Raw genomic sequence first — 20,211 nt, forward strand, 5'->3', positions numbered from 1 at the left:
CACAACAGACCAAGGCGACGATCCACGAACGGTCACCCGAACCCACCATCACCCGCGGCGAGGCGCCAACACAAAGAAGCTGCCCCCGCAACCGGAGGAAACGATGCCCACGACCCTGTTCACCAACGTCCAGATTCTCGACAGCACCGGTGAGAAGCCCTTCGCCGGGGAAGTGCTCGTCCAGGGCAACCGGATCGCCGAGGTGTCCCGGCAGGCCGGCGCCATCTCCCGCGAGGCGCACCGGGTGGTCGACGGCGGCGGCGCCACGCTGATGTCCGGCCTGTGCGACGCCCACACCCATTTCAGCTGGATCAACCAGGCCGGCCTCGACCCCATCGGCCTGATGCCGGTCGAGGAGCACATCCTGGAGGCGGCGGACAACGCCCGCACCTACCTCGACTGCGGCTACACGATGTGCGTCGGCGCTGCGGCGGCCAAGCCGCGCCTGGACGTCGTCGTCCGCGACTACATCAACAAGGGCCGCCTCGCCGGGCCGCGCTACCTCGCCAACGGGCCGGAGATCGCCACCATCGGCGGCCTGGGCGACCTGAACCCCAGCCACATCGGCGCCTACACCTTCGTGGAGGTCGTCAACGGCCCCTACGAGATGCGCGCCTGCGTCCGCCGCCTGCTGAAGGAGGGCGTGGACCTCATCAAGCTGAACCTGTCCGGCGAAGAGATCACCAAGTGCCGGGCCGAGGACACGCCGATGGCCGAGGACGAGGTCGCCGAGGCGGTCCGCGAGGCCCATCGCAAGCGGGGGGTGCGCATCTGCGCCCACGCGCGCAGCGCTGAATCCGTGAAGCTCTGCGTCAAGCACGGCATTGAGATCGTCTACCACGCCAGCTTCGCCGACGAGGAGGCACTGGACCTGCTGGAGGCCAACAAGGACAAGCACTTCGTCGCGCCCGGCCTCGCCTGGGTCTATCAGACCTGCTACGCCGCCGCCGACTGGGGCATCACCGAGGAGGTCGCCCGCAACATGGGCTATTTCCGCGAGCTTGAGGCCGCGGTCGAGACCATGAAGGCGATGCGCAAGCGCGGCATCCGCGTGCTGCCCGGCGGCGATTACGGTTTCGCCTGGACCCCGCACGGCACCTACGCCAAGGACCTGGAGTATTTCGTCGAGCTGCTGGGCTTCACCCCCATGGAGGCGATCCAGTCGGCGACCCTGCTGGGCGGCGAGATCATGAACCGTCCGGGCGAGCTGGGGCTGGTGCGCAACGGCTATCTCGCCGACCTGATCCTGCTCGACGGCGACCCGCTTCAGGACATCACCCTGTTCCAGGACCGCAGCCGCATCCTGGCGATCATGAAGGACGGCTCCTTCCACAAGGAGATGACGCCGCCGGCCCGCGCGCAGGTCAGCGTCGCCGCCTAAGGCGGCGCCTCCCGCCCCTGCCGCGACCCTCCTCCACGGCCGTGGGGGAGGGAACGGGCGGGCCTTGCGCCCGCCACCCCCAGCATCGGGGCCGCCGAGCATGAGATTCTACCTTCTCCTGTCGCTGAACGCGCTGACCGTGGCGTCTCTGTACTTCCTGGTGGCCAGCGGCTTCTCGCTGATCTTCGGGCTGCTGCGGACCGTCAACATGGCGCACGGCGCCTTCTATCTCCTGGGCGCCTATGTCGGGTACGACATCGCGTCCTACACGGGGTCCTGGCTGCTCGGGCTGGTGGGGGCGGCGGTCGCCGTGGCCGTCGTCGGGCTGGCGATGCATCTGACGCTGCTGCGCACGCTGGGCGGCGACGAGTTGCGGCAGGCGCTGGTCACCATCGGCTTCGCCATCGTGGTCGGCGACCTGCTGCTGGCCCATTACGGCGGCATCACCTACCAGTTCACCCCGCCCGAAATCCTCTACGGCACGACGCCGCTGCCGGTGGTCCGCGGCTACCCGACGATCCGCCTCGTGGTCATCGCCAGCGCGCTTCTGGTCGGGCTGGGGCTGTGGCTGCTGATCCACCGCACCAAGGTGGGCATGCTGATCCGCGCCGGGGTGGACGACCGCGACATCCTGTCGGCCATGGGCTTCAACGTGCAGCGGGTGCTCCTGCTCGTCTTCGCGCTGGGCGCCGGTCTGGCGGGGCTGGCCGGGGTGATCGGCGGCAGCGCCCTGTCGATCTCGCCGGGGGAGGACGCGCGGTTTCTGCTGTCCTCGCTGGTCGTGGTCATCATCGGCGGCATGGGCAGTCTGGCGGGGGCGGCCTTGGGCGCTCTGCTGATCGGCTTCGCCGAGCAGTTCGGCCTCGCCTTCATCCCGAACTACGCGACGCTGCTGACCTTCCTGCTGATGGTCGCGGTTCTGGCGGTCCGGCCCCAGGGCCTTCTCGGACGGGGATGACGACGATGCCTCAACAACTCCTTCGCCATCCGGTCCTCTGGCTGGCCCTGGCCGGTCTGGCCTTTCCGCTGGTTGCCGACGACTTCTGGGTCGGCACCGTCGCCGCCCGCGTGCTGATCATCGGCACCATGGCGCTCAGCCTGACCTTCCTGACCTCCAGCGCCGGGCTGGTGTCCTTCGCCCAGGCCGGGGTGGCGGGCGTGGCGGGCTACACGCTGGCGCTGCTGTCGCCCAACATCACCGGCGTCGGCATGGCGGTGCCCTGGCCGCTCGCCGTCGGGGCGGCGCTGGGCATGGGGACGCTGGCGGGCCTGCTGGTCGGCTGGGTGTCGGTGCGGTCCAGCGGCATCTACCTGCTGATGATCACGCTGGCGATGTCGGTCAGCCTGTTCTACCTCGTCTCGCAGAACACCGAGGTCTTCAACGGCTTCGACGGCATCAACGGGCTGAAGCCGCCGGAGCTGTTCGGCATCGACCTGCGGGCGCCCATCCCCTTCTACGGCATGGCGCTGGCCGCCGCCGTCCTGTCGGCCGCCGCGGTCATGCATCTGGACCGCACGCCCTTCGGCCTGCAGCTGCACGCCCTGCGCAACGCCCCGCGGCGGGTCGCGGCGCTCGGCTTCAGCACCACGCTGCTGCGCATCGCCGCCTTCGGCATCGCCGGGCTGATCGCCTCGGTCGGCGGCGTCCTCAACACGTGGTTCAGCGGCCAGATGTCGCCGGGGGCGGTGGACGTGCACGCGGCGGTCAACCTGCTGGTCGTCGCGGTGCTGGGCGGCATCCGGCACCCGCTGGGCGCCTTCCTGGGGGCCGCCGCTTTCGTCCTTCTGGAGAACTACGCCGCCTCGGTCATCGACCGCGAGCGCTTCAATCTGGTGATCGGGGCCGTCTTCATCGTGATCGTCCTCTTCGCGAAGGACGGCCTGATCGGACTGATCCAACAACTGCGCGCGCAGATCAAGCCGGCCTGGACCGGCGTGTGCGCCAAGAATGGGAGGAAAACGGTATGAAGACGACCTTGCACACGGTGCTGGGCGCCGCCGGCGTCGCGGCTCTCCTGTCCGGCACGGCCCTGTCACCCGCTTTCGCGCAGGACATACGGATCGGCGCGCTGGCCACGCTGGAGGGACCCTTCGCGCAGTCCGGCCTGGACGGCATGCGCGGCGTCGAGCTGGCGGTGGACGCCTTCCAGGGGCAGGTCGCCGGCAAGCGGATCGTGCTGGTGAAGGAATCCTCCAACGCCAAGCCCGATGTGGCGGTCGCCAAGACCCGCAAGCTGATCGAGCAGGACAAGGTGGACATCGTCGTCGGCCCGCTGTCCGGCGGCGAGGGCATCGCCGTCAAGGAATACGCCAAGTCGGTCCCGTCCAAGACCTTCGTCAACGGCACCTCGGGCGCGCAGGACACGACGCTGCGCGACCCGGCGCCGAACTTCTACCGCTTCACGCTGGACGGCGCGCAGTGGCAGGCCGGGCTGGGCAGCTACGCCTACGAGACCAAGGGCTACCGCAACATCGCCGTCGTGTCGGAGGATTATTCCTTTCCCTATTCCCAGGTGATGGGCTTCCAGGCGGAATATTGCAGCCGCGGCGGCAAGATCGCCCAGAAGAACTGGGTGCCCGTCGGCACCAAGGATTTCACCTCGGTCATCGCCAAGCTGCCGGACAACGTGGACGCCGTGTATGTCCTGCTGGGCGGGGCGGACGCGGTGAACTTCCTGACGCAATACTACCAGTCCGGCGGCACGGCGCCGCTGATCGGCAGCAGCGTCACCGTGGACCAGACCGTCCTCAGCTCGAAGGGCGCCTTCAAGAACAAGGTGCTGGGGATGATCGCCGCCGGCCCGGTCGCCGATTCCAACGACGACCCGAAGTGGGTGGAATTCGTGAAGGCCTACAAGGCGAAGTTCCCGGACGGGCTGGAATCGCCCTCGCTGTTCGCCCACGGCTATTACGTCAGCACGCTGGCGGTGCTCCAGGCGCTGGATCAGGTCGGCGGTACGCTGGACGACGGGCAGAAGGCGTTCCAGGCGGCGTTGGCGAAGACCGAGCTGACCGACCGCTCGCCGACCGGCGCGATCCGGCTGGATGAGAACCGGCAGGCCATCGCCGACAATTTTGTGACGGAGGTCGCCCAGCGGCCCGACGGCGCCTTCTACAGCAAGGTGGTCAAGGTGGCGAAGGGCGTCGATCAGGCGTTGGGCATGGACCGGGCCAAGTTCCTGGCGCTCGGCACGGCCTCCCGCGACAACCCGTCCTGCAACTGACCGCCGCTCCAGAGCGTCGCGTCCTCCGGAGGCCCGCCATGCCCACGCCGCCGATCCTGACCGTTCAGGATGTGTCCATCAGCTTCGGTGCCGTGCGCGCGGTGAACGGGGTGTCCCTGGCGCTGGCGCCGGGGGAGCGCCACGCCCTGCTCGGCACCAACGGCGCCGGCAAGACGACGCTGTTCAACGCCATCTCCGGGGAGGTGCCGCTGACCGCCGGCGGCATCGCCTTTAAAGGGAGCGACATCTCGCGCCTGCGCCCGCACCAGCGGGTGCGGCTGGGCATTGGGCGCACCTTCCAGACCAGCCTGACCTTCGCCGACCGCTCGGTGGAGGACAACCTCCGTGTCGCGGTGATGGGCAGCCGGGGGCCGCGCTTCAGCCTCCGCCCCTGGCGGCACCATCGGGAGCAGGTGGAGGCGGCGCGGGCCTGCGCGGCGCGTTTCCGGCTGGACGAGGTGCTGGCCCAGCCGGTCGCCACCCTGTCCTACGGCCAGCAGCGCGAGCTGGAGATCGCCATGGCCCTGGCCGGAGAGCCGGAACTGCTGCTGATGGACGAGCCCGCCGCCGGCATGTCTCCGCAGGGCCGCGGCCGTCTGGTCGAGATCCTGCGCGGGCTGCCGCGCCGCATCACCATGCTGTTCGTGGAGCACGACATGGACGTGGCGCTGTCGCTGGCCGACCGCATCACCGTGATGCGCGACGGCGCGGTGGTCGCCTCGGGCACCCCGTCCGACATTCGCGCCAACCCCCTGGTTCGGGAGATCTATCTTGGTGGAAAGCACTAACGCGCTGGTCGTCAGCGGGCTGGAGGTGCGGCGCGGCGCGCTTCCGGTGCTGCACGGCGTCGAGCTGCGGCTCGATGGACCGAGCTTGGCGATTCTCGGCCGCAACGGGGCGGGGAAGACGACGCTGTGCAGCGCGCTGATCGGGCTGCTGCCCGCCGGGCGGGGATCGATCCGCTTCAACGGCGTGGAACTGGCCGGGCGCAAGCCGCACGACATCGCCGGGCAGGGTGTGTCCATCGTCCCGCAGGGACGACGGGTGTTTCCCTCGCTCACCGTGGACGAGCATCTGCGCCTGATGCAGGGCCGGCGGCCCGGCCCCTGGACGGTGGAGCGCGTCTACACCGTTTTCCCGCGGCTGGCCGAGCGCCGCCGCAACTTCGGCAACCAGCTGTCCGGCGGCGAGCAGCAGATGCTGGCCATCGGGCGGGCGCTGCTGACCAACCCGCGCCTGCTGATCCTCGACGAGCCGTCGGAGGGGCTGGCCCCGAAAATCGTCGATTATCTGCTGGAGGTGCTGGGCGGTCTGCGCTACGACGGCACCTCCGTCCTGATCGTCGAGCAGAACCTGCGCGTCGGCACCAGCGCCGCGGAGCGCGTCGCCATCATGTCCGGCGGCCAGATCGCGCTGGTCACGTCATCCAGGGAATTGTGGGAGGACGACGGCCTGCAGCAGCGCTATCTCGGCGTGTCGGCCCATTGACTCCACCGGAAAAGGACAGCGACCGGATGAGGCTTGCAAACACATTCGCCGTCGTCACCGGCGGGTCGGACGGCATCGGCTGCGCCATCGCGGAGGCTTTCGCGCGGGAGGGGGCGGACCTCTGCCTCGTCGCGCGCAACCCCGGGAAGCTCGCCGACGCGGCGGCACGGCTCGCCGCGAACGGGACGCGGGTGGTGACCGTTGCCGCGGATCTGGGGCAGCCGGACGGGCTGGAGCGGGCGGCGGCGGAGATCGGCGGCTTCGGCCGGGCGGTCCACACGCTGGTCAACAACGCCGGCACGGCGACCTTCGTCCCCTATCTGGAGGCCGACCGGGCGCAGTACGAGCACAGCGTCGCCCTGAACGTCACCGCCCCCTTCTTCCTGACCCAGGCGCTGGTGCCGCTTATGCCCGCCGAGGGGGGAGCGGTCATCAACATCTCGTCCTACTTCGCTGGCAAGATGCTGCCGGGGCGGCCGTCCAGCCTCTATTCGCTGACCAAGGGGGCGCTCAATTCCCTGACCAAGGCCATGGCCTACGAGCTGGCGCCGCGCGGCATCCGCGTCAACGCCATCGCGCCGGGCACGGTGGACACCGAGCTGCGCCGCCGCACCATCGCCGCGATGCCCGAGGACGACCAGCGCGCCATGGCGGAGCTGGTCAAGCGGCTCTACCCTCTGGGCCGCATCGGCAAGGCCAGCGATCTCGGCGGCATCGCCGTCTTCCTGGCCTCGCCGGAGGCCGCCTGGACCACCGGGGCGGTCTTCGCGATCGACGGCGGCCTGACGATTACCTGACCGCCATCGATCTCGGAGGGTGTCACTCGTAGCGGATGCTGACCGCCGAGGCCGCCTTCAGCGCCCGGTCGCGCGCGTCGTCGGTGTCGGTGCCGGCGGCGAGCGCCACGCCCATGCGGCGGTTCTTGCGGGTCGTCGGCTTGCCGAACAGGCGGACGTCCACGTCATGCTCCGCGCTGCCCACGCGCATCGCGTCGGCCAGCCCCTCGATGGCGAAGCGCTCCGCCTCGCGGTCAGCCAGGATGACGGCGGAGGCGGCCGGGCCGCGGACGTGGATCGCCGGGATCGGCAGGCCCAGGATGGCGCGGGCGTGCAGGTCGAACTCCGACAGGTTCTGCGACAGCAGGGTCACCATGCCGGTGTCGTGCGGGCGCGGCGACAGCTCGGAGAAGACGACCTCATCCTTGGTGACGAAGAACTCGACGCCGAAGATGCCGTAGCCGCCGAGATTGTCCACGACCTTCGCCGCCATGTCCTTGGCGTCGTCCAGCAGCGCCGCGGGCATCGGCACCGGCTGCCAGGATTCCTGGTAGTCGCCGCGCTCCTGCCGGTGGCCGATCGGCTCGCAGAACAGGATGCCCTCGCGGGTGCGGACGGTCAGCAGGGTGATCTCGTACTCGAAGGGCACGAACTCCTCGACGATGACCTTCCGGCGGTCGCCGCGCATGTTGGCGACGGCGTAGGTCCAGGCGGTCTCAAGCTCCTCGGCGGTGCGAACGGTGCTCTGCCCCTTGCCGGAGGAGGACATGACCGGCTTGATGACGCAGGGCAGGCCGGTGTGCTCCGCCCCGGCGACCACCTCCTCCAGGCTTTCGGCGTAGCGGTACTTGGAGGTGCGCAGGCCCAGCTCCACCGCGGCGACCTCACGGATGCGGTCGCGGTTCATGGTCATGGTGGCGGCGCGGGCCGAGGGGACGACGGTCAGGCCGGCGTCCTCGAACTCGTGCAGCACCTCGGTGCGGATGGCCTCGACCTCCGGCACGATGAAGTCGGGCGTGTGCTTGGCGATGGCCGCACGCAGGGCGTCCGGGTCGAGCATGGAGAACACCTCCGCCGCGTCGGCGACCTGCATCGCCGGGGCGTTGGCGTAGCTGTCGCAGGCGATGACCTCGCAGCCGAGGCGCTTGGCGGCGATGACGAACTCCTTCCCGAGTTCGCCCGAGCCGAGAAGAAGAATTTTGGCCGTGAACATGCGCGGACTCCCGTGACGCAAACCCGTGACGCAACTGCCCGCGGAGCTTTACCCCAACGCGGGCCGTGCGTACATGGCCGACTGCATGCGTTATTGCAGACTTCCCCAGCGCCGCGTCGAGGGCTCGGCCAGCGCCCAGCGCCACTGGCCGTCCTTGGCCCGGCAGACCGTGGTGACGTTGAAGTCCGGCGCGTCGTCCAGCGTGAAGACCACGTCCTTGCAGGGGATCGCCTCGCCGAAGCCGCGCGCCACTTGCACGGTGCCGGTCTTGCCGCTCAGCGGCAGCTTCTCCTCCACCGTCCAGGTCGCCGATTGGCCGACGGCGAGCGGGCCGGCGGCGCGGGCGACGGCGTTGTGGACGTTGTCGGTGATCCGCCGTTCCGCGTATTTCACGCCCTGGTCGATGCCGTAGCTGACCCCGGCGCCGGCGATGACGCCAAGCACCGGGTTGCCGGTGGCCGAGCCGACGGTCGCCGCCACGCCCGCCGAGGTCACCCCGGTGACCGCCGAGCCGAACCCGGCGCAGCCGGACAGCGCGAGCAGGGCGGCGGTGGCGAGGGCGGCGCGGTGGAGCGGGGATGCGGTCATGGAGCGGCACGGGGGTGGTGAACGGGGCTTTGGGGGGCGGACCGCGGCACCCTATCCGTTCGGATGGGGAGGCCGCCCGTGGTCAAAGCGTGACCTTCGCCTCACTGTTTGGCTTGTCTGCCCTATGGACGGTGGCGAGTCCAAACCCCATGCTTTGGGTGGCAAGGCAGTCGATCTAGCCCTCTCCCCTCTGGGGAGAGGGTGGCCCGAAGGGTCGGTGAGGGGGGTGCGCATGGCGGTACGTCCGGCAAAAGCGCCCCTCTCCCAGAGGGGAGAGGGGACTTTGAGTGCAGATACATGGGGTGACGGCGAGTGAACAGTGGCGTGGGCAGGCGTGGATGGATGGCGGGCGTGGGAGCCGGGCTGCTGCTCGCCCTGCTGGCCGGGCCGGCGGCGGCGGAGCGGATCGTCACGGATTCCTCCGGGCGCCGCGTCACCCTGCCGGAGCGGGTGGAGCGCGTGTTTCCCGCCGGGCCGCCGGCCTCCGTCGTCGTCTACATGCTGGCGCCCGAGAAACTGCTGGGCTGGACGCGGGCGATCAGCCCGCCGGAGCGGCCCTTCCTCCCCGACCGCTACGCCGACCTGCCGGAGCTGGGGCGGCTGACGGGGCGCGGCAACACCGTCAACCTGGAAACCGTGGTGGCTGCGAAACCGGACGTCGTCGTCGATGTCGGCAGCACCGCCCCGACCTTCGTCTCGCTGGCCGACCGGGTGCAGGAGCAGACGCGGGTACCGACCCTGCTGATCGACGGGCATCTCGCCGACTCCGCGCGCACCTTCCGTACGCTCGGCACGCTGATGGGCGTGGCGGAGCGGGGGGAGGAGTTGGCCCGCTACGCCGAGCGGACGCTGAACGACGTGCGCCGCCGCTTCGACGACGTGCCGGAGGGCAAGCGGCTGAAGGTTTACATGGCGCGCGGGCCGCGCGGCCTGCAGACCGGCATCCGCGGCTCCATCAACGTCGAGGCGCTGGACGTCGCCGGGGTGCGCAACGTCGCGGCGGAGAATCTCGGCAACGGCGGGCTGGTCAACGTGTCGATGGAGCAGGTTCTGGCCTGGCAGCCGGACGCTATCGTCACCATCGACCGCGGCTTTTACGAGAGCATGTGGACCGACCCGCTGTGGCAGGGGGTGAAGGCGGTGCGCGACCGGCGCGTCTACCTTTCGCCGGGGCTGCCCTTCACCTGGATCGATTCCCCGCCCGCCGCCAACCGCCTGCTCGGCCTGCGCTGGCTGGGCGCCGTCCTCTATCCGGAGCTGTTTCCGGAGGATCTGCGCGAGGAGACGCGACGTTTCTATGCCCTCTTCTACCACCGGGAGCCCACCGCGGAGCAGATCGACGCCCTCCTCGCCGGCAGCCGCCCGCCGGGGTGAGGTCCCCTTCGCACTGACGCTGGGCGGGGTGGCCGCGCTGCTGGTCGCCGCGGTCTGCATCGCCTTCAGCACCGGCGCTTATCCCGTCACGCCGGGGGAGCTGACCGGGCTGCTCGCGGCGAAGCTGGGGCTCGGGAGCGCCGCCGTCGCCCCGGCGGTGGAGACGGTGATCTGGGACATCCGCGGCCCGCGCGTGCTGACCGCCATGCTGGTCGGGGCGGGGCTGGCCGCCTCGGGCGCCGCCTATCAGGGGCTGTTCCGCAACCCGCTGGTCTCGCCGGACATCCTCGGTGTGTCGTCGGGGGCGGCGTTGGGGGCGGTGCTGGGCATCTTCGCCTCGCTGCCGGTCCTCGCCATCCAGGGCATGGCCTTCGCGGGCGGGCTGCTGGCGGTGGGGGTGGTGCTGGCCGTCGCCTCCGCCATCCGCGGGCGGGACCCGGTGCTGGTTCTGGTGCTGGGCGGTGTGGTGATCGGAGCGCTGCTGGGCTCCGGCGTGGCTCTGCTGAAGTATCTGGCTGACCCCTACAACCAGTTGCCGGCGATCACCTTCTGGCTGCTGGGCAGCCTGTCGGCGGTCAACCGCGGCGACCTCGCGGCGCTGGTCCCGCCGGTGGCGGTGGCGCTGCTGCCGCTGGTCCTGCTGCGCTGGCGGCTCGACGTCATGACGCTGGGCGACGAGGAGGCGACGGCGCTCGGCGTGCCGGTGCGGGTGGTGCGGATCGTGGTGATCGTGGCGGCGACGCTGATGACCGCCGCCGCGGTGTCGGTCAGCGGCATCGTCGGCTGGGTCGGGCTTCTGGTGCCGCACCTCGCCCGGCTGATGGTCGGCCCGGCCTTCGTCCGGCTGCTGCCCACGGCGGTTCTGCTGGGGGCGGCCTATCTGCTGGCGGTGGACACGCTGGCCCGCAGCCTGGGGCCGGTGGAACTGCCGCTGGGCGTGCTGACCGCGGTCATCGGCACGCCGGTTTTCCTCTGGCTGCTCGCCTTCGGAAAGCGCGGCTGGTCATGAGCGCGCGGCTGTCGGTGGAAGACCTCGCCTTCGGCTACGGCGAGCGGGTGGTCGGCGCCGGGGTCGGCTTCGACGTGCCGGCGGGGGAGGTGCTGTGCCTGCTCGGCCCCAACGGCGGCGGCAAGACGACGCTGTTCAAGACGTTGCTCGGCCTGCTGCCGCCGCGCGGCGGGCGGGTGCGGGTCGATGGCGAGGACACCGCCGGCTGGTCGCCGCGCCGCCGGGCGCTGGCCTTCGGCTATGTCCCGCAGGCGGGAGCCGGGCAGTTTCCCTTCACCGTGCGCGAGATGGTGCTGATGGGCCGCACCGCCCACCGCGGCGCCTTCAGCGCCCCCGCCGCATCCGACCACGCCGCCGCCGAGGCCGCGCTGGAGCGGCTGGGCATCGGGCATCTGGCCGAGCGCGACTGGCTGCGCATCAGCGGCGGCGAGCGGCAGATGGCCCTGATCGCCCGCGCGCTTGCCCAGGCGCCGCGCGTGCTGGTGCTCGACGAGCCGACCGCCAGCCTGGACTTCGGCAATCAGGTCCGCGTTCTGGAGCAGGTGCGGCGGCTGGCGGACGGCGAGGGCGGCGAGGGGCTGACGGTCGTCTTCTCCACCCACCACCCGGAGCAGGCCTTTGCCATCGCCGACCGGGTGGCGCTGCTGCACGGCGGGCGGCTGGCCCGCTTCGGCACGCCGGAGGAGGTCATCACCGCCGCCATGATGCGCGAGGTCTACGGGACGGAGGTCGAGGTGGTGGCCGTGGGGGCGGACGGCATGCGGGTGTGCCTGCCAGTTGGGCTGAAGCGGGCGGTGCGGGCTCAGGTCCGGTAGGACGGGGAGAGCCGCCCCGCCGCCGGCGCCTTCGTATAGCGCAGCGCGACCAGCCCCAGGAGGATCGCGGCGTAGACGAAGGGCGGGTACTGCCAGCCCTTGACCAGCATGACGTAGTGGACGCAGCCCGCCGCCCCGGCGACGAACACCGCCTTGTGCAGTGCCTTCCAGCGCCGCCCGCCGAGCCGCCGCACCATGCCGTTGGTCGAGGTCGCGGCCAGCCCCGTCAGGATCACGAAGGCGCCCATGCCGACGGTGATGTAGGGCCGCTTCACGATGTCCTTCCACACCGCCGCCCAGTCGAAGAACTGGTCCACCCCCACATAGACGGAGACGTGCAGCAGCGCGTAGAAGAAGGCGAACAGCCCGATCATCCGGCGAAACCGCGCCAACCCCGCCTGACCCGTCAGGATGCGCAGCGGCGTGACGGCCAGCGCCACCAGCAACAGGCGCAGCGCCCACAGCCCGCTCTGCCGCACCGCCTCGGCCACCGGCTCGGCCCCCAGCCCGCCGCTGACGCCCAGCCAGACCATCCAGCCGAGCGGGACGAGCCCCAGGGCGAACACCACCGGCTTCGCCCAGCGCGAGGACAGCGCCAGGGCGACCGGGCCTTTCGACGTTGCGGCCATCTCAGTAGTTCTTCCGCAGATCCATGCCGGTGTAGAGGGACGCCACCTCTTCCCCATAGCCGTTGAAGGGCAGCGTCTTGCGGCGCGAGAACTCGCCGACGCGGCGCTCCGTCGCCTGGCTCCAGCGCGGGTGGTCGACCTCCGGGTTCACGTTCGAATAGAAGCCGTACTCGCGCGGCTGCGAACGGTTCCAGGAGGTCGGCGGCTGATCCTGCGTCAGGGTGATGCGGACGATCGACTTGATCGACTTGAAGCCGTACTTCCACGGCACGACCAGCCGCACCGGCGCGCCGTTCTGGTTGGGCAACGTCTCGCCGTACATGCCGACCGCCAGGATGGTCAGCGGGTGCATGGCCTCGTCCATGCGCAGCCCCTCCACATAGGGCCATTGCAGCACGGGATACTTCAGGCCGGGCATCTGTGAGCGGTCGGCCAGCGTCTGGAAGGCGACGTACTTGGCGTTGCCGGTCGGGTCGACGCGCTTCAACAGCTCGGCCAGCGAGAAGCCGACCCAGGGGATGACCATCGACCAGCCCTCGACGCAGCGCAGGCGGTAAACGCGCTCCTCCAGCGGGAAGGACAGCAGGTCCTCGATGCCGAAGGTGGTGGGCTTGCCGGCCTCGCCGTCCACCGCGATCTCCCACGGGCGGGTGCGCAGCGTGCCGGCGTTCTCGGACGGGTCGGTCTTGTCCGTCCCGAACTCGTAGAAATTGTTGTAGCTGGTCGCCGACTTCATGGGAGTCTGGGCGTCCATCTTGGGGTCCTTCGGGCTGACCGTCAGCGGGGCCTGGAAAGGCGCGGCCAGCGCCGTGCCCGGCAGGACACCCGTGCCGCCGAGCGCCAAGGCTGCGGCGCCGCCAGCCATGATCGAACGCCGGGACAGGAACAGGCCGCGGGGCGTCACCTCGTTCTCGCTGGCCTGCGACGCGCTCCGGACTTTGATGAGCATGAACACTCTCCACAGGAAAGCCGCCGGAAGGCGACAGCGCCTCCCGTCCCTCATCTAGCCTTGGTCGCCGCTCCCGGCAAATCAAGCGCGGGACACGAGTTCGTGAGCGAAAGGTGAAGAGGCTTCGCGCCCCTCTCCCGCTCCGGGAGAGGGAGGGGCCCGCCGCGAAGCGGTGGGAGGGTGAGGGTCCTGCCGAGAATCAACACCTGATCCTCGACCTGATCCTCGCACGACCCTCACCCGCCCGCTGCGCGGGCACCCTCTCCCGGGGCGGGAGAGGGGGTTGACGTATCCGTCTCAGCCTTCCGGAACCGTCGTGACGGCGCCGCTTTCCGAGGATTTGAGGATCGCCTCGATCAGCCGGTGGACCTTCAGCGCCTCCCGCCCGGACAGGCGCGGCTGGGTACCGTGGTCGAGCGCGTCGAGGAAATCGGCCAGGACGGCGCGGTGGTGGGCGTTGGAGAAGGCCATGGGGTCGGCCCCTCCGCCCAGCGTGCCCGCCGTCTCCCCCGCCTGCACCGTTTCGCCGGAGCGCAGCTGCACCTCCAGCCGATCACCGGTCAGCAGGGCGGAGCCGGCGGTTCCGGCGATCTCGATGCGCTCCGGGTAGCCGGGATAGGCCGCGGTGGTGGCGTCCACCGTGGCGAGCAGCCCGCCGTCGTAGCGCAGGGCGGCGCACACCACGTCCTCGGTGTCGATGGGGCGCAGGCCGCTGGTGTTGGCGAAGGCGGCGACCTCGCGCGGCAGGCCGAGCAGGCTGACATAGAGGTCGAGAGTGTGGATGGCCTGGGTCAGCAGAACGCCGCCGCCGTCCCGCGCCTTCATGCCGCGCCCCGGCTGGGCGTAATAGGCGTCGTCGCGCCACCAGCGCACCACGACGGAGGCCGACAGCGGACGGCCCAGCGCGCCGGTGCGCAGCAGCTCCGCCAGCCGTTCGGCGGCGGCGCGGAAGCGGTGCTGGAGCATGACGCCCAGCGTCAGCCCGGCGCGCTCCATGCTCTCCACCACGGCGCGGCAGCCGGCCGGGGTGGCGTCGAGCGGCTTTTCCAGAAGGACATGCTTGCCGGCAGCGGCGCAGCGGGCGACGAGGTCGGCGTGGGTGTCCGGCGGGGTCAGCAGCAGGACGGCGGAGACGGTGGGATCGTCAAGGATCGCCTCCGCCCGGTCCACCGCCGGCAGGCCGAAGCGCGCCGCGAAGGCGGCCCGCCGCTCGGCGGACGGGCTGAAGCAGCCCGCCACCTCGACGCGGTCCGCCATATCCAGCAGGCTTTGGGCGTGCGGCGTCGCCGCCATGCCCAGCCCGATCACGCCGACGCGGCGGCGCCCCGTCATGCCGGTCAGCCCTGGGCCAGGGCGGAGGCCTCGCGGGCCAGCCGCTCGATCTCGGACCAGCGGCGCTCCTTCACCGCGTCGGCCGGGGTCAGCCAGGTGCCGCCGAGCGCGAAGACGTTGGGGAGCGACAGGATCTCCTTCACATGCTCGGCCTTGAGGCCGCCGGTCGGGCAAAAGCGGATCTCCGGCATCAGCGGCGCCATGCCGCGCAGCGCCGGGGCGCCGCCGTTCAGCATCGCCGGGAAGAACTTCAGCTCGCGGAAGCCGTGCTCCATGGCGATCAGCGCCTCGGCCACCGTGGCGATGCCCGGCAGATAGGGCAGGCCGGCAGTCTTGGCGGCTTCGGCCAGACGGTCGGTCAGGCCAGGGCTGACGACGAAGCGGGCGCCGGCGTCGCGGGCCTGGGCGAACTGCTCGGGCCGGATCAGCGTGCCGAGTCCGACCAGGGCGCCCGGAACGCGGGCGGCGATGGCCTCCGCGCAAGCCAGCGCCGCGGGGGTGCGCAGCGTCACCTCCAGCGTGGTCAGGCCACCGGCGACCAGCGCCTCGGCCAGGGCGACCGCGGTGTCCGGCTCGTCGAGGACGAGGACCGGGACGATGCGCGGGCCGGACAGGGAGGGTTCAAGACGCGGGTGGGTCATGTCAGGGCCTCGGCAGGAGAGAAGTACAGTGGGGTGGCGTGCCGCATGTCGTCGATGGTCAGCAGCAGGCCGTCGATGTGGTCGCCGAGCGCCTTCACCGCGCGGTCGGGGTCATGGTCCGCGATGGCGGCGACGATGGCCTCGTGCTCGGCGATGACGGTCGCCAGGCGGCCGGGATAGGGAAGGGTCATGTGGCGGCAGCGGTCGATCTGCACCTTCACCTGCTGGGTGATCGGCCAGAAACCGGGATAGCCGGCGATGTCGGCGATCAGCGCGTGGAACGCCTCGTCCGCCTGATGGAAGCCGTCGGCGCAGCCCGAGGCGTCCACCTCGCGCTGGCGCTCCAGGTTGGCTTGGAGGGCGGCGACCTGGCTGCGCGTCGCGCGTTCCGCCGCGAAGCGGACGGTCGCCTGCTCCAGCGTCTTGCGGATCAGGTTGGCTTCCGGCAGGGCGGCGATGGGGATGCGCGCCACGAAGGTGCCCGACTGCGGAAAGACCTCCACCAGCCCCTCGTCGGCCAGCCGCAGGACGGCCTCGCGCACCGGGGTGCGGCTGACGCCGAAGGCTTCGGCCACCAGCTTCTCCACGATCGGGTCGCCCGGCTTGCGGGCCAGCGACACGATGTCGGCCCGCAGGTCGCGGTAGATCGCCGCCGCCGCCGTGGTCCCGCGCTGCGACGCGCGGGGCGGCTTGACGGCGGCGGGAGCGACGGCGGCTTGGCCCGTGAGGATTTGGTCTGGTGGCATGGAGGGTCCCTCCGTCAGGGGATCAGCCGTCCAGCACGGACGCCATGGCGTCGCGCGGGATGACGGCGCCGCGGTGCTGGATGACCACGGCGGCGATGCGGTGGGCGGAGCGCGCCGCCTCCACGGGGCCGAGGCCCTTCAGGCGGGCGCTGAGATAGCCGGCGCTGAAGCTGTCGCCCGCCGCGGTGGTGTCCACGACCTTGGCGACCTTCTCCGACGGCACGGTCTCCTCAAGGCCGGGGGCGGAGACGATGCAGCCCGGCTTTTCCAGCTTCAGCACGATCTCCGTCACCCCGGCGCCGCGCACGCGGGCCATGGCGGTGTCGGCATCGGCGTCGCCGTAGAGGCCGCGCAGGTCCTCGACGCCCGGCAGGGCGATGTCGGTGCGCCGGAGCATCGCGTCGTAGGCGCGCTGCGCCGTCTCGCGGTCAGGCCACAGGCGGGGGCGCCAGTTGGTGTCGAAGGCGACGCGGCCGCCGCGCTCGCGCAGGCGGTCGAGCATGGGGAACAGCACCTCCCGCCCGCGCTCGCCCCAGATGGCCAGGCTGATGCCTGACATGTAGAGCAGGTCGTAGCCTTCCAGATCGGCGACCAGCGCCGGGCTGTCGGGCAGCACGAACAGGTCGCGGGCCGGCGCGGAATCGCGCCAGTAGAGGAAGCGCCGCTCGCCGCTGTCGTCCGTCTCGATCATGTAGAGGCCGGGGACGCGGTTGGGCACGCGCAGCACATGGCCGGTGCCGACCCCTTCGGCCTCCCATGTGGCGACCATGGCGTCGCTGTTGCCGTCGTCGCCCAGCGCCGTCACGTAATCGGTTGCCACGCCCAGCCGCGCCATGTAGACGGCGGTGTTCAGGGTGTCGCCGCCGAAGCCCATGGTGAAGGTTCCGTCGGGACGGCGCACCAGTTCGATCATGCATTCGCCAAGGGTCGCAACCCGGCGCGCGGACTCACCCATCGCCATCCCCCGTCCGGCGGTCCGATCCGCCGGTCTGTGCTAAAGAGTTCGAACAACACGGGTTTTTAGTCCCGTGCCTCCCGAGGGCAAGTATACTAATATATCAATGTCGGAAGCAAGGCTTTTCGGGGATTCGTCCTGCCGGACAATGGTCATGGCGCGGACGCTGCGGTGTTTTTCTGCTTCTTGCGCAGCCGCTCGCGGTGGGCGGTGTACAGGCCGCTGGCGATGATGATTCCGGTGCCGAGGAAGGTCCAGTGGTCGGGCAGCGCACCGAAGATCAGGAAGCCCAGCAGCGTGGACCAGACGATCTGCACGTAGGAGCAGGGCGCCAGCACCGACGCCTCGCCGAAGCGGTAGGCCTGCACCATCAGCCATTGCCCCATGGTCGAGACCAGCCCGACCAAGGCGCCCAGCGCCACCTCCGTTGCGGTCGGCATGGTGAAGTTGAAGGGCAGCATCACGGTCAGCACGGCGAGGCCGGTCAGGGCGGACCAGATCAGGGTGGTGGTGGGGTGCTCCTGCCCGGTCATCTTGCGGGTGATGACCACGCCGGTCGCCCAGCTCATCGCCGACAGGATGGGGAAGATGGCCGCCGGCTGGAAGGCCGCCCCGCCGGGCCGGATGACGATCAGCACGCCGAGCAGCCCGACCAGCACCGCCGCCCAGCGGCGCGGCCCGATCTTCTCGCCCAGAACCAGGATCGACAGCACCGTGACGAAGACCGGCGAGACGTAGCTGGTCGCCGCCGCCTCGGCCAGGGGCAGGTAGTGCATGCCCATGATGAAGAACAGCGCCGAGCCCAGCATGCCCAGCCCGCGCAGGACCTGGAGGCCGGGGCTGGCGGTCTTCATCACCGGTGGGCCGCCGCGGATCATCAGCGGCAGCAGCAGCGTGGTGAAGCCGACATAGCGCATCCAGCCGATCTCGATGGAGGGCAGCGTCTGGGCCAGATACTTCGCCGTCGCGTCGGAGCAGGAGAAGAAGAAGACCGCGGCGACGACCATCAGAATGCCGCGCACGGGATCGTCGCGGCGCTCGCGGCCATAGGACGACACGGTCTGGGCGGCGGACACCCCTTCCGGGGGTCGGGAGCAGTCGGGCATGGCCGGAGGGCGCTTCCAGGCAGGAGGGCAGCAAGCGGAAGGATGGCCCGGGTCTCTCGCCCGGTTTACCGTCAGGTTACTGATATATCATGCCTGGGAACAATGGTGCGGAGCGTCATGGCAGCCATACGGCCCGGCCCCGTGAATCCACAACACGGGCCCGTGGGTCAACCGTCGCCGCGGTCGGTGCCGCCGCCGCCGCGCAGGGCCGAGGTCACGGCCGGCGCCGGGCGTATCAGGGGCGTCGGCGGGTTGATCGGCAATTCCATCAGGCCGCGGCGGGCGGCGTTGCGCTCCAGCTCGTAATCGGGATCGGGGAAGCGCTGGAGAAGCGTCTCGTAGGTGTCGCGCGCCGCGGCGGGGCAGCCCAGGATGCGGAACGCCTCTCCTTGCCGCAACAGGGCGCCGGCCTCCGTCCCGCGATGGTAGGAGGTGAGGCTGGCCGCCACGGCGAACCAGCGGTCATAGGCGGTCCACAACGCCTCCACCGTCGGCCCCTCGCACCGCCCGGCCACCACCGCCGCCTCCAGCGCCTGCCGGTAGGCGGTGTCGGGTGCCGGTCTGGTCATCGCGCAGCCGCCCGCCAGCAGGAGGACGCCCGCAAGGGCGGTTCCGGCAATCGCCTGTCTGTTGCGCGGCATCGGTTCCTCTCCCCCGTTCGCATCCTCTCGCCACCAGTGAAATACAGCCGGATTAAAGCCCGGTTCAAGCCGGAGCGGGGAGGGCCGGGGAGGTGCGGCGTTGCGGGCAACTCGGGAGGAAAATGCTTCGAATTTCGAGGCAAAGAGCAGCCAAGAATCTACGCCTTAACGGATATTAAAAGTCATATAAAAGCGGGCCGTAACATTATCCCTTGAGGTAAGCCGAATGGTTGACTCGCGGTACAGGAAGGCTATTACCTGAGGGTGTGAGAAAATAAAGCACTCGGAATTAAGGAAAATTTTAAGTGCCTTGTCCTCCCGCCCTCTAGTTGAAACCCCTGTTGCGGAGAATCCCATGCGCGCTGTCCTGGTTGAACCGAACCCCCTGATCGCCGACGCGCTCGGCCGTCAGCTCGGCATGGGGAAGATCCGCTACGACCGCCAGGACTGGGCCGGGCTGGAGGAGCTTCTGCGGGAGCAGGGCGCGGAAGGACTCGGCTACGACGCCATCGTCCTGGGCAGCGTCGAGGACCCGGCGCGCTGCGTGGCGGCGCTGCGGGCGTATCAGGTCGGGGCGGCGATCCTCTGCCTGCTCGACCGGCGCTGCGTGGCGACGACGGTGGAACTGCTCCACGCCGGGGCCGACGACGTGCTGGTCAAGCCGGTGGTCAGCGCCGAGGTGCGGGCGCGCATCGAGGTGGCGCGGCGGCGCTCGCGCGGCCTGCTGAGCAACGCGGTGCGGGTGGGCCAGCTCACGGTGTTCCTCGACGGGCGCGACCCGGAGGTCGCCGGCGAGCGGCTGCGGCTGAGCCAGCGCGAGCACGCCATCCTCGGCGTGCTGGCCGCCCACCACCGCCGCGTCGTGTCCAAGGAGCACATCTACGACGAGGTCTACGGCCTGTCCGGCGCCGACCCGCTGGACAAGGTCATCGACGTCTACATCTGCAAGCTCCGCAAGAAGATCGCCGAGGCCACCGGCGGCGCCCGCTACATCGAGACCGTCTACGGACGCGGCTACAAGTTCGAGGCCCCGCCCGAGCATGAAGAGGCCGTTCCGGCCGCCGCGTCCGCGGCCCGCCGCTTCCCGGCCATCCCCTTCGCCGCGTCCGGCCTGCATCCCGGCTGTCTCGTCGCCGCCGAGTGACTGCCGCCGAGTGACGGCGCCTTAATTTCAAAGTTCCGCCCGACCTTCTGCTTCCGACATTTTGCCCCAAATTTTGAAAGACGCCACGGCCGCGGCCCTCCGGGGGACGGCGGCTGAGCCGCTTTGCGCGGCAATCGTATTTTTGTAAGCGGGCGCATTTTTATAAAATGCGCTATTACTTTTAAAAGATGCCCATCTTT

General features: G+C 70.3%; 21 protein-coding genes. 11 read left to right on the forward strand and 10 right to left on the reverse strand.

What is annotated here, in order from left to right; all coding sequences use genetic code 11:
• The first annotated feature begins 103 nt into the window (after positions 1-103).
• The 7 genes from ABAZ39_RS29790 (at position 104) to ABAZ39_RS29820 (ending at position 6,890) form a co-directional block, all read left to right on the forward strand.
• On the forward strand, positions 104-1,381 hold the full coding sequence (locus tag ABAZ39_RS29790) for a metal-dependent hydrolase family protein (RefSeq protein WP_040137921.1): 1,278 nt from the start codon (positions 104-106) through the stop codon (positions 1,379-1,381).
• A gap of 100 nt (positions 1,382-1,481) precedes the next feature.
• A complete protein-coding gene (locus ABAZ39_RS29795) occupies positions 1,482-2,339 on the forward strand; it encodes a branched-chain amino acid ABC transporter permease (protein ID WP_040137922.1) in 858 nt (285 codons plus the stop codon).
• Between the two features lie 5 nt (positions 2,340-2,344).
• Positions 2,345-3,349 (forward strand): branched-chain amino acid ABC transporter permease, encoded by a 1,005-nt coding sequence (locus ABAZ39_RS29800; RefSeq protein ID WP_051658741.1) that lies wholly within the window; start codon positions 2,345-2,347, stop codon positions 3,347-3,349.
• Positions 3,346-4,605, forward strand: a complete 1,260-nt coding sequence (locus ABAZ39_RS29805) for an ABC transporter substrate-binding protein (protein ID WP_051658742.1) — start codon at positions 3,346-3,348, stop codon at positions 4,603-4,605. Before ABAZ39_RS29800 ends, ABAZ39_RS29805 begins: the two co-directional genes overlap by 4 nt.
• A gap of 38 nt (positions 4,606-4,643) precedes the next feature.
• On the forward strand, positions 4,644-5,393 hold the full coding sequence (locus ABAZ39_RS29810; protein WP_040137923.1) for an ABC transporter ATP-binding protein: 750 nt from the start codon (positions 4,644-4,646) through the stop codon (positions 5,391-5,393).
• Entirely contained in the window at positions 5,380-6,093 is a 714-nt protein-coding gene (locus ABAZ39_RS29815; RefSeq protein WP_040137924.1) for an ABC transporter ATP-binding protein, read from the forward strand. The genes ABAZ39_RS29810 and ABAZ39_RS29815 overlap by 14 nt, the downstream gene beginning before the upstream one ends.
• A 26-nt stretch (positions 6,094-6,119) precedes the next feature.
• Positions 6,120-6,890, forward strand: coding sequence for an SDR family NAD(P)-dependent oxidoreductase (locus tag ABAZ39_RS29820; RefSeq protein WP_040137925.1), 771 nt, complete (start codon positions 6,120-6,122; stop codon positions 6,888-6,890).
• Positions 6,891-6,912: 22 nt separating this feature from the next.
• Here ABAZ39_RS29820 and purT read toward each other — a convergent pair whose 3' ends face one another.
• Positions 6,913-8,082, reverse strand: a complete 1,170-nt coding sequence (purT, locus tag ABAZ39_RS29825; protein ID WP_040137926.1) for a formate-dependent phosphoribosylglycinamide formyltransferase — start codon at positions 8,080-8,082, stop codon at positions 6,913-6,915.
• Positions 8,083-8,172: 90 nt separating this feature from the next.
• Complete coding sequence (locus ABAZ39_RS29830; RefSeq protein ID WP_040137927.1) at positions 8,173-8,670, reverse strand: hypothetical protein; 498 nt, start codon at positions 8,668-8,670, stop codon at positions 8,173-8,175.
• A gap of 342 nt (positions 8,671-9,012) precedes the next feature.
• Between ABAZ39_RS29830 and ABAZ39_RS29835 the strand changes: the two genes are divergently transcribed.
• The 3 genes from ABAZ39_RS29835 to ABAZ39_RS29845 are packed head-to-tail and all read left to right on the forward strand — an operon-like array spanning position 9,013 to position 11,868.
• A complete protein-coding gene (locus ABAZ39_RS29835) occupies positions 9,013-10,044 on the forward strand; it encodes an iron ABC transporter substrate-binding protein (protein ID WP_040137928.1) in 1,032 nt (343 codons plus the stop codon).
• A gap of 28 nt (positions 10,045-10,072) precedes the next feature.
• A complete protein-coding gene (locus ABAZ39_RS29840; RefSeq protein ID WP_081863438.1) occupies positions 10,073-11,053 on the forward strand; it encodes a FecCD family ABC transporter permease in 981 nt (326 codons plus the stop codon).
• Entirely contained in the window at positions 11,050-11,868 is an 819-nt protein-coding gene (locus ABAZ39_RS29845) for an ABC transporter ATP-binding protein (RefSeq protein WP_040137929.1), read from the forward strand. Before ABAZ39_RS29840 ends, ABAZ39_RS29845 begins: the two co-directional genes overlap by 4 nt.
• On the opposite strand, the gene msrQ is transcribed toward ABAZ39_RS29845, so the two are convergent.
• The 8 genes from msrQ to ABAZ39_RS29885 all read right to left on the reverse strand — a co-directional run bounded on the left by msrQ (position 11,856) and on the right by ABAZ39_RS29885 (position 18,867).
• Positions 11,856-12,497, reverse strand: a complete 642-nt coding sequence (gene msrQ / locus ABAZ39_RS29850) for a protein-methionine-sulfoxide reductase heme-binding subunit MsrQ (RefSeq protein WP_040137930.1) — start codon at positions 12,495-12,497, stop codon at positions 11,856-11,858. The genes ABAZ39_RS29845 and msrQ overlap by 13 nt on opposite strands.
• Position 12,498: 1 nt before the next feature.
• A complete protein-coding gene (msrP, locus tag ABAZ39_RS29855; protein ID WP_040137931.1) occupies positions 12,499-13,446 on the reverse strand; it encodes a protein-methionine-sulfoxide reductase catalytic subunit MsrP in 948 nt (315 codons plus the stop codon).
• A gap of 297 nt (positions 13,447-13,743) precedes the next feature.
• Complete coding sequence (locus ABAZ39_RS29860; protein WP_040137932.1) at positions 13,744-14,778, reverse strand: Gfo/Idh/MocA family protein; 1,035 nt, start codon at positions 14,776-14,778, stop codon at positions 13,744-13,746.
• A gap of 5 nt (positions 14,779-14,783) precedes the next feature.
• A complete protein-coding gene (gene eda / locus ABAZ39_RS29865; RefSeq protein ID WP_014199635.1) occupies positions 14,784-15,419 on the reverse strand; it encodes a bifunctional 4-hydroxy-2-oxoglutarate aldolase/2-dehydro-3-deoxy-phosphogluconate aldolase in 636 nt (211 codons plus the stop codon).
• The gene (locus ABAZ39_RS29870) at positions 15,416-16,165 is read right to left on the reverse strand and encodes a GntR family transcriptional regulator (RefSeq protein WP_040137933.1); all 750 of its coding nucleotides are present in this window, start codon (positions 16,163-16,165) and stop codon (positions 15,416-15,418) included. The genes eda and ABAZ39_RS29870 overlap by 4 nt, the downstream gene beginning before the upstream one ends.
• 22 nt (positions 16,166-16,187) lie before the next feature.
• Complete coding sequence (locus ABAZ39_RS29875) at positions 16,188-17,120, reverse strand: sugar kinase (protein WP_035682199.1); 933 nt, start codon at positions 17,118-17,120, stop codon at positions 16,188-16,190.
• A gap of 152 nt (positions 17,121-17,272) precedes the next feature.
• Entirely contained in the window at positions 17,273-18,226 is a 954-nt protein-coding gene (locus ABAZ39_RS29880; protein ID WP_040137934.1) for a DMT family transporter, read from the reverse strand.
• A gap of 167 nt (positions 18,227-18,393) precedes the next feature.
• Complete coding sequence (locus ABAZ39_RS29885; protein WP_051658743.1) at positions 18,394-18,867, reverse strand: hypothetical protein; 474 nt, start codon at positions 18,865-18,867, stop codon at positions 18,394-18,396.
• Between the two features lie 355 nt (positions 18,868-19,222).
• On the opposite strand from ABAZ39_RS29885, the gene ABAZ39_RS29890 reads away from it, so the two are divergent.
• Positions 19,223-20,011 (forward strand): response regulator transcription factor, encoded by a 789-nt coding sequence (locus ABAZ39_RS29890; RefSeq protein ID WP_040137935.1) that lies wholly within the window; start codon positions 19,223-19,225, stop codon positions 20,009-20,011.
• Positions 20,012-20,211: the final 200 nt, after the last annotated feature.

Origin of the sequence: Azospirillum argentinense (genome assembly GCF_000632475.1) — a bacterium.
Taxonomy (GTDB): Bacteria; Pseudomonadota; Alphaproteobacteria; order Azospirillales; family Azospirillaceae; genus Azospirillum; species Azospirillum baldaniorum.

Excerpts from the sequence above, each read along its gene's own strand:
- ABAZ39_RS29790 (WP_040137921.1), top strand. The coding sequence starts at position 104 with ATGCCCACGACCCTGTTCACCAACGTCCAGATTCTCGACAGCACCGGT.
- ABAZ39_RS29795 (WP_040137922.1), top strand. The coding sequence starts at position 1,482 with ATGAGATTCTACCTTCTCCTGTCGCTGAACGCGCTGACCGTGGCGTCT.
- ABAZ39_RS29800 (WP_051658741.1), top strand. The coding sequence starts at position 2,345 with ATGCCTCAACAACTCCTTCGCCATCCGGTCCTCTGGCTGGCCCTGGCC.
- ABAZ39_RS29805 (WP_051658742.1), top strand. The coding sequence starts at position 3,346 with ATGAAGACGACCTTGCACACGGTGCTGGGCGCCGCCGGCGTCGCGGCT.
- ABAZ39_RS29810 (WP_040137923.1), top strand. The coding sequence starts at position 4,644 with ATGCCCACGCCGCCGATCCTGACCGTTCAGGATGTGTCCATCAGCTTC.
- ABAZ39_RS29820 (WP_040137925.1), top strand. The coding sequence starts at position 6,120 with ATGAGGCTTGCAAACACATTCGCCGTCGTCACCGGCGGGTCGGACGGC.
- purT (WP_040137926.1), bottom strand. The coding sequence starts at position 8,082 with ATGTTCACGGCCAAAATTCTTCTTCTCGGCTCGGGCGAACTCGGGAAG.
- ABAZ39_RS29830 (WP_040137927.1), bottom strand. The coding sequence starts at position 8,670 with ATGACCGCATCCCCGCTCCACCGCGCCGCCCTCGCCACCGCCGCCCTG.
- ABAZ39_RS29835 (WP_040137928.1), top strand. The coding sequence starts at position 9,013 with ATGGCGGGCGTGGGAGCCGGGCTGCTGCTCGCCCTGCTGGCCGGGCCG.
- ABAZ39_RS29845 (WP_040137929.1), top strand. The coding sequence starts at position 11,050 with ATGAGCGCGCGGCTGTCGGTGGAAGACCTCGCCTTCGGCTACGGCGAG.
- msrQ (WP_040137930.1), bottom strand. The coding sequence starts at position 12,497 with ATGGCCGCAACGTCGAAAGGCCCGGTCGCCCTGGCGCTGTCCTCGCGC.
- msrP (WP_040137931.1), bottom strand. The coding sequence starts at position 13,446 with ATGCTCATCAAAGTCCGGAGCGCGTCGCAGGCCAGCGAGAACGAGGTG.
- ABAZ39_RS29860 (WP_040137932.1), bottom strand. The coding sequence starts at position 14,778 with ATGACGGGGCGCCGCCGCGTCGGCGTGATCGGGCTGGGCATGGCGGCG.
- eda (WP_014199635.1), bottom strand. The coding sequence starts at position 15,419 with ATGACCCACCCGCGTCTTGAACCCTCCCTGTCCGGCCCGCGCATCGTC.
- ABAZ39_RS29870 (WP_040137933.1), bottom strand. The coding sequence starts at position 16,165 with ATGCCACCAGACCAAATCCTCACGGGCCAAGCCGCCGTCGCTCCCGCC.
- ABAZ39_RS29875 (WP_035682199.1), bottom strand. The coding sequence starts at position 17,120 with ATGGGTGAGTCCGCGCGCCGGGTTGCGACCCTTGGCGAATGCATGATC.
- ABAZ39_RS29880 (WP_040137934.1), bottom strand. The coding sequence starts at position 18,226 with ATGCCCGACTGCTCCCGACCCCCGGAAGGGGTGTCCGCCGCCCAGACC.
- ABAZ39_RS29885 (WP_051658743.1), bottom strand. The coding sequence starts at position 18,867 with ATGCCGCGCAACAGACAGGCGATTGCCGGAACCGCCCTTGCGGGCGTC.
- ABAZ39_RS29890 (WP_040137935.1), top strand. The coding sequence starts at position 19,223 with ATGCGCGCTGTCCTGGTTGAACCGAACCCCCTGATCGCCGACGCGCTC.